2 protein-coding genes are annotated in these 3,270 nt (G+C 43.7%); both read right to left on the bottom strand.

What is annotated here, in order from left to right:
* Window positions 1–307 precede the first annotated feature (307 nt).
* Window positions 308–1,699: a malic enzyme-like NAD(P)-binding protein gene (locus IQ229_RS19930; protein WP_194046707.1), complete on the bottom strand. Its 1,392-nt coding sequence runs from the start codon at window positions 1,697–1,699 to the stop codon at window positions 308–310.
* A gap of 326 nt (window positions 1,700–2,025) precedes the next feature.
* On the bottom strand, window positions 2,026–3,108 hold the full coding sequence (psbA, locus tag IQ229_RS19925) for a photosystem II q(b) protein (protein ID WP_194046705.1): 1,083 nt from the start codon (window positions 3,106–3,108) through the stop codon (window positions 2,026–2,028).
* Between the last annotated feature and the right edge of the window lie 162 nt (window positions 3,109–3,270).

Here is a 3,270-nt window from a genome sequence, read left to right as displayed (position 1 = left end):
TTAAGCATTTTTTCTCTTCTCTCTGTTTCCTCTGCGCCTCTGCGGTAGCCTTCGGCAAGCCGCTTTGCGTCTACGTTAAAAAAGTTGACTTTGACAAAGAGTTTTAGCCTTAACTGAACCGTATTGAATTCAGAAGTCAGGAGCCAGAATAGCCTTTCAGGGAAGCAAGCTACAGAATTGAATTGGAGCGAGCGTTTGAATAAACGGTGAAACATTGCACTAAATTTTGAATTTAGTAGTCAACTTTCATAGTGACTGGTCTAAATCTCCAATAGAAAAGCATTCTGTATTCTGAATTCTCTTTTAATTAATTCCGCGCGATGCCTTCTTCCCGTGCGGCACGTTGCACAGCAGCAGCAACAGCAGTGACAACGCGCTCATCAAAGACTGAAGGAATAATATGTTCCCGATTCAAGTCTGAAGGCTTAACTAAAGAGGCGATCGCACTTGCAGCTTCCAAATACATTTTGATGGTTATTGTCTGTGCCCGGCAATCTAAAGCACCACGGAATACCCCAGGAAAAGCGAGGACGTTATTGATTTGATTTGGGTAATCACTGCGACCGGTCGCGATGACAGCAACATCTTTACTGATTAATTCTGGCTGAATCTCTGGAATCGGATTTGCCATTGCAAAGATAATTGGATCTTTCGCCATCGATTGCACCATTTCTGGTGTCAAAACTCCTGGTGCGCTGACACCAATAAACACATCTGCCCCTTGCATTGCACCCGCTAATGTACCCTGACCTTTCACAGCAAATTCAAGTTTTTCCTCTGTCAAATCGGTGCGACTGGTAGAGATAATCCCTTTAGAGTCGCACATCCAGATTTTTTCTGCCCCAGCTTTACGAAGTAACCGAGCGATCGCCACTCCTGCTGCCCCAGCACCGTTAATCACGATCTTGATTTCTGCTAAGGATTTATGTACCAGTTTCAAAGAATTAAACAACGCTGCCAAAGTGACAATTGCTGTACCGTGCTGATCGTCGTGAAAAACGGGGATATCTAACTCTCGGCGTAATCTCTTTTCGATTTCAAAGCAGCGAGGTGCAGCGATATCCTCTAAATTCACGCCCCCAAACACCGGAGCGATATTCTTAACTGCTTGGATAATTTCTTCTGTATCTTGGGTGGCGAGACAGATGGGAAAAGCATCCAGCCCCGCAAATTCCTTGAATAGCATTGCTTTGCCTTCCATAACCGGTAAGGCTGCGGCTGGGCCGAGATTTCCTAAACCTAAAACCGCACTACCATCGGTAACAATGGCAACAGTGTTTTGTTTGATGGTTAAGTTGTAAACTTCCTCTGGATCTTGGGCGATCGCAGTACAAATTCGACCGACTCCGGGCGTGTAAGCCATTGCTAAATCAGACACACTCTTCAGGGGAATTCTGCTGGTAATGCTGATTTTGCCACCGCGATGCAAATTAAAGGTGCGATCGTAAACACTAAGTAACTTGATATCTGGCAATGCTTTCACTGCTTGCACAATGGTTTCAGCGTGTTCAGTACTAGCAGCATCCACAGTAATATCGCGGGTGGACTCTTTGCGGGTTTGCTCGATTAAATCAATTTGACCAAGATTACCGCCACAGGTTGCGATCGCGTGTGTTACCGATGCCAACATTCCTACACGATTGGGAATCTGCAAGCGCAGTGTCAAACTAAAACTAGAATTAGGAGTTAGGTCTGCCATGTTGATTTTGGATTTTAAGTTTTAGATTTTATATTGAATTGAGACAAAAACTAAAATCTGAGATTTGTAGTCTGTGGAAACACAATGTATGTAAACTCCAGGGATAACCTTCAGTAGTTAGTTTACTCACCGCTTACAGTTTTGATAATTATTTTTATTTATACCAATGCATTTACTAATATAAATGAGCAACAATTTAGTAATTGTACCCAAATACACCAGATATTTTTTTTATATTTTATCTATGTAAATATTTATATAACTATAGGTTTATGCATGAAAAAAGCGCTCTCTATACAGAGAGCGCAGTGAATTTTAAATTACAATTAACCGTGAATTACAGGTGCAATCATTGCCACAGGTACTGTCTCACCCGCTGCTAAATCCAAGGGGAAGTTGTGAGCATTACGCTCGTGCATTACTTCTATACCTAAATTGGCCCGGTTCAGTACATCAGCCCATGTATTAACTACACGACCTTTGGAGTCAAGAATTGATTGGTTAAAGTTGAACCCGTTAAGGTTGAACGCCATCGTACTGATGCCCAATGCCGTCAACCAAATACCAACTACAGGCCAAGCTGCTAAGAAAAAGTGCAAGGAACGCGAGTTGTTAAAGCTGGCATATTGCCAGATTAACCGCCCAAAGTAACCGTGAGCCGCGACGATGCTATATGTTTCTTGTTCTTGACCAAACCTGTAACCATAGTTTATGGATTCAGCTTCTGTTGTCTCTCTGACTAAAGAGGAAGACACCAAAGAACCGTGCATCGCGCAGAACAGGGAACCACCGAACACCGCCGCTACGCCCAGTTGATGGAATGGGTGCATGAGGATGTTATGCTCGGCTTGGAATACCAACATGAAATTAAACGTGCCACTAATGCCCAGAGGCATCCCGTCAGAAAAGCTACCTTGACCAATTGGGTAAATTAAAAAGACAGAAGTCGCAGCAGCTACGGGAGCGGAGTAAGCAACGCAAATCCAGGGACGCATACCCAGACGATAGCTTAACTCCCATTGCCGACCGAGCCAGCAGAAGATACCAATCAAGAAGTGCAAGACAATGAGTTGATAAGGGCCGCCGTTGTATAGCCATTCATCCATTGAAGCAGCTTCCCAAATGGGGTAGAAGTGCAAACCAATGGCGTTAGATGTAGGTACAACAGCACCACTGATGATGTTATTGCCGTATAATAAAGAACCAGCAACTGGCTCCCGAATGCCGTCAATATCAACGGGTGGTGCAGCAATAAAGGCAATAATGAAACAGATGGTAGCGGTTAATAGGGTAGGGATCATTAAAACGCCGAACCAGCCGATATAAAGCCGATTGTCGGTACTAGTAATCCATTGACAAAAACGATCCCACAGGCTGCCGCTTTCGCTTCTTCCTAAAGTTGTGGACATAACTGTGTTGTTTATAAGCTGACAACAAACTTTCCCAATTCTCAGGAATTGAGACTTATAGTGTTTTCAAGGACTTTCGCCAAATACTTTCTCCCTAATAGCCGGGACTCTCTGGAATTTCCTCGCACCAAAAATGCTGTTAACTAACTTCCCCAGGGAGAC

This window comes from Nostoc cf. edaphicum LEGE 07299 (assembly GCF_015207245.1).
In the GTDB taxonomy this organism is placed as follows: Bacteria; Cyanobacteriota; Cyanobacteriia; order Cyanobacteriales; family Nostocaceae; genus Nostoc; species Nostoc edaphicum_B.
Note: the sequence above shows the minus strand (reverse complement) of the source record. Positions and strands in the feature narration are given on the sequence as shown.

What these genes read in the sequence shown, in the direction of transcription:
- IQ229_RS19930 (WP_194046707.1), bottom strand. Translation starts at nt 1,699, where the DNA reads ATGGCAGACCTAACTCCTAATTCTAGTTTTAGTTTGACACTGCGCTTG.
- psbA (WP_194046705.1), bottom strand. Translation starts at nt 3,108, where the DNA reads ATGTCCACAACTTTAGGAAGAAGCGAAAGCGGCAGCCTGTGGGATCGT.